Origin of the sequence: Chryseobacterium sp. OSA05B (assembly GCF_019970065.1) — a bacterium.
Lineage (GTDB): Bacteria > Bacteroidota > Bacteroidia > Flavobacteriales > Weeksellaceae > Chryseobacterium.
This window is the reverse complement of record NZ_JAHXYH010000017.1, coordinates 1-3,208: the sequence shown is the minus strand read 5'-3', so window position 1 is coordinate 3,208 and position 3,208 is coordinate 1. Positions and strand designations below refer to the sequence as shown.

The window sequence follows — 3,208 nt, the reverse complement described above, 5'->3', positions numbered from 1 at the left end:
TGATATTCCTGCATATTGCCTTCTTTTGTTTTGATATCGATGACGGATGATAAACGCCCTTCATAGCGTGATGGAAAAGAGCCTTTATAAAAATCAATATGCTTAACGATATCTGCATTAAAAATTGATAGGAGCCCTGTAAAATGATTATAGTTATATACCGGTGCACCGTCCAGCAAAACCAGGTTCTGATCTGAGCTGCCGCCCCTCACGTTCATGCTTCCACTGGCCATACCACCGGAAACACCCGCCCTGAACTGTATGGCTTTTAACGGATCTTGCTGACCCAGTATGAAAGGCAGGCCGGGGTTTTCTTTTAAATTTACGGCATGCGGATTCTTAAACGAGTTTTGCCTGGGTAATATTTTTATCTCAGCCAGTTTTATTTCCCCTTTTAAATGGAAATCATGAACTCTATCACTTTTTAGGTGAATGGTGTCAATCTCCGGCGGATAACCGATATGGCTGACCTCAATAATATAGGTGCCCGGTTTGAGTTCCATACTGTAAAAGCCATAATCGTTTGCTGTGACAGCTATATTATGAGGTGGCGCTTTTAAAGTCGCATAAGGAAGTGCTTCAAGACTGTTTTCCATATATACAAAACCACTGAGCTTAAAATTCCGGGTTGGTTTTACCTGTACCGGATACAATAATATTTTATTTCCCCGGTCTTCAAAACGTACAGGTTCCCTGGCTAGGAGCATGGACAGCAAGGTGGATATTTTGTACCTGCCTTTTTTAATTTTAATTTTTTGCGTTAATCCAAGCTGATTACTGCTGTAGGATAAGGGGATTCCCTGCGCCGCAATTTCTGAAAGATAGCTACCGAGGGTTTGGTTTTCGGTGGTGATATAGACTTCTTTATTTAACAGGCCTTCCTTTACCTGTGCAAACAGGCAGCTGAAGCAACAAACAACCAGCAGGTAACATAATATGGCAGCTTTGATTATTGTTTTTCGCATGTGATCCCGGATACGGTTACCTTTGTGCCGGAGAATTTGTAGGTAAAACCAAAAATCCGGCTTAGCTCTTCAAATACCTTATCAGGCGGCTGCCTTTCAAACTGTGATGTTAACAGACATGAGCCTTCGTATCCATCCTCCACAACTATTGAAATATGATAATAATCTTCCAGTGCAGTAAAGACATGTTTTAACGGCACATCTTTAAAATTGAGTTTTCCGCTTTTCCAGGCAAGGTAATTTTCATTGGCGGGCTCCTTAAGTATACTTCCGTTGGAAACAGAAACCGCCTGATTGGTGGTCAAAATGGCTGACTGCCCACTCTGTTCATCCTTTACGGATACTTTTCCGCTGTTTACAAATACATGCTGAACCCGTCCGGAATTTTTGATAAGAAAGGTAGTCCCTAACACCTGAACCAGCAACCGGTTGGACTTTATCCTAAAAGGGTGCGCCACATCACGTTTTACTTCAAAATAAGCTTCTCCGGTAAGCTCTATTTCGCGGTTTGCAGAAAAATACCTGGGATAAGTTATTCCGGAGTTGCCGTTAAGTGTAACGATTGAGCCATCTTTAAGCTGAACTTTTTTTATTTCGCTGGCAAGTGTATGCACTGTAACCGAACTGTTGAAATAATACAGTAATCCCGAAACCATTACCAAAACTACTGATGCAGCGGCAATCCAATAATTAGACTGTTTCCTCCCTACCCTGCCTTTTTCTGCCACAGCCGGGCGTATCTGTTGCACTGTTTGCTCCCAGGCTTTATCCACCGGAAATAATTGTGGGCTGCTGACCTCATGAGTATCCGCCCATAGGATTTTTAAGGCCACATATTCTTCACGGTGGTTGGCAATCCATTTTTCCAGGACCAGCTCCTGTTCCCTGGTAGTTTCGTTGGCGAAATGCCTGGCCAGCAATATATTTATTTGTTCTGTGTCCATGTTATTATCATCATTTATAAAACGTATTATCTACAAAAACCCCTACGTATTTATATAAAATATAAAGCATGAAAAAAGTGGAGTATAGTGGGTTCCTATCAATAAAATCGCGCATATGTTTAATGGCCTTACCCATTTGATTCTCAACGGTTTTTACAGATATCCCTAAATGCGCTGCAATTTCGGCATATTTTAATTTCCCAATGCGGCTGAGCTTAAAAACCTCAGCACATTTAGGAGAAAGGTTCTCAAAAGCTTTTTCTAGAAGTAAGGAAATATTTTCCCCATCCTGCGCTTTATGAATATCTTCGGTAACTTCAAAATCGTGCTCATCAATAGAAACAAACCTGATATTGTTCTTTTGACGGAGTACAGAAATACTCCTGTTCCGCACAGCCGCAAACAGATAATTCCGTGCAGTCTGGTCGTTTGGCATTTCCTTTTTGAGCTCCCAAAAGCGGATCAGTACCTCCTGTACCACATCCTCACTTTCATCCCGATCAGAAAGGTATTTAAAAGCGTGGTTACACAGCGGCTGATAATACATGTAATAGAGTGCTTTGAAATCCTGTATCTCTTTTTCCATATTTTAACAGATGCAACAAGGTTACATTTATAATCTGGAAAGATAATCAATATTTCAATAGACGAAAATTTTATTTTTTTAGGGATGGCATAGGGGTATTTATTTTTTGCGCGTATTTAAAGGGAAGCCAGCTAAGAAAATGCTGGAGAAGTTTAGAATAAAATTATAAGCATTTAAAAAATGAAAAAATCAATTATTATTATCGCAACAGGTTTAATGTTCTCAGCTACAGTAAAAGCGCAGACCGGCAAACATGAAATACGTATCGGCTATAGTGAAGGCAGTTCCGTAAAATTAAAGGAAGATGTTCTGGAGGTTTTTACAAATGCTATTGTATCCGCATTATTACCTGATGTAAATCCTTATGTTCAAAAAGACAGTAAACAGCTTGGCGTTTTTGGACTCGGCTACCGGAACCAGATTACAGACCGTCTTAAAGTTGGAGGTGACCTGGGATATATGAAATCCGAGCAAACATTCGTCCCGAAAGCAGCCACTACAAACACCATGGGCGATATCAAAAAAACACAGCACCTGTTCATCGCCATGCCGGTAATAGAGTATTCCTATATCAAAACCCCGTGGTTGAATTTTTATGGCTCGGCAGCGGCAGGTGTTAATCTTACTTCGTCAACAGAGCGTAAAAACGGCCAGACTGCCAAAGACAGCAAAGTTGGCTTTGCCTATCAGGTAAGTCCTGCGGGATTAAGAGT

4 protein-coding genes are annotated in these 3,208 nt (G+C 40.8%); 1 reads left to right on the top strand and 3 read right to left on the bottom strand.

Annotation, left to right across the window (positions count from 1 at the left end):
- From LC419_RS23320 to LC419_RS23310, 3 genes are all read right to left on the bottom strand, one after another.
- On the bottom strand, positions 1-965 hold a 965-nt coding region (locus LC419_RS23320; protein WP_223609605.1), incomplete at its 3' end, for a carboxypeptidase-like regulatory domain-containing protein.
- Positions 950-1,909, bottom strand: a complete 960-nt coding sequence (locus LC419_RS23315; protein ID WP_223609604.1) for a FecR family protein — start codon at positions 1,907-1,909, stop codon at positions 950-952. The genes LC419_RS23320 and LC419_RS23315, both read right to left, overlap by 16 nt.
- Before the next feature lie 10 nt (positions 1,910-1,919).
- The gene (locus LC419_RS23310; RefSeq protein ID WP_223609603.1) at positions 1,920-2,495 is read right to left on the bottom strand and encodes an RNA polymerase sigma-70 factor; all 576 of its coding nucleotides are present in this window, start codon (positions 2,493-2,495) and stop codon (positions 1,920-1,922) included.
- Positions 2,496-2,675: 180 nt separating this feature from the next.
- Between LC419_RS23310 and LC419_RS23305 the strand changes: the two genes are divergently transcribed.
- A partial coding sequence (locus tag LC419_RS23305; protein ID WP_223609602.1) for a porin family protein occupies positions 2,676-3,208 on the top strand: 533 nt, incomplete at its 3' end.

Coding starts and splice junctions, on each gene's coding strand:
- LC419_RS23315 (WP_223609604.1), bottom strand. CDS start 1,909: ATGGACACAGAACAAATAAATATATTGCTGGCCAGGCATTTCGCCAAC.
- LC419_RS23310 (WP_223609603.1), bottom strand. CDS start 2,495: ATGGAAAAAGAGATACAGGATTTCAAAGCACTCTATTACATGTATTAT.